The organism is Paraburkholderia sp. SIMBA_027, from assembly GCF_046535315.1.
Classification (GTDB): Bacteria; Pseudomonadota; Gammaproteobacteria; order Burkholderiales; family Burkholderiaceae; genus Paraburkholderia; species Paraburkholderia tropica.
This window is the reverse complement of sequence record NZ_JAWRWY010000607.1, coordinates 1-271: the sequence shown is the minus strand read 5'-3', so window position 1 is coordinate 271 and position 271 is coordinate 1. Positions and strand designations below refer to the sequence as shown.

The following is a 271-nucleotide window of genomic DNA, read 5'->3' as shown; positions in this document are numbered from 1 at the left end:
ATCGCGTCGATGGTCACGACTATGCCTCGATGGCGATGGCCAACGGTGCGTCGCTGCTTGTCGGCAGTGAGGCGCGGCTTGCGGGGCTTGGCCGTCTGACGGTGCCGATGATTGTCGTCGAGGATGTGCTGGCGGCGCTCGAGCGTCTTGCGATCGCATCGCGCCAGCGGTCGCGGGCGCAGATCATCGCCGTTACCGGTTCGGTCGGCAAGACGACGACCAAGGAAATGCTGCGCCATGTGCTCTCGCCATCCGGCAAGGTGCATGCGTC

At 65.3% G+C, this 271-nt stretch carries 1 protein-coding gene; it reads left to right on the top strand.

From position 1 onward, the window contains the following. Positions 1 to 271 (top strand): Mur ligase family protein (locus SB764_RS40440; RefSeq protein ID WP_410866818.1); only part of this gene is annotated, 271 nt, incomplete at both ends.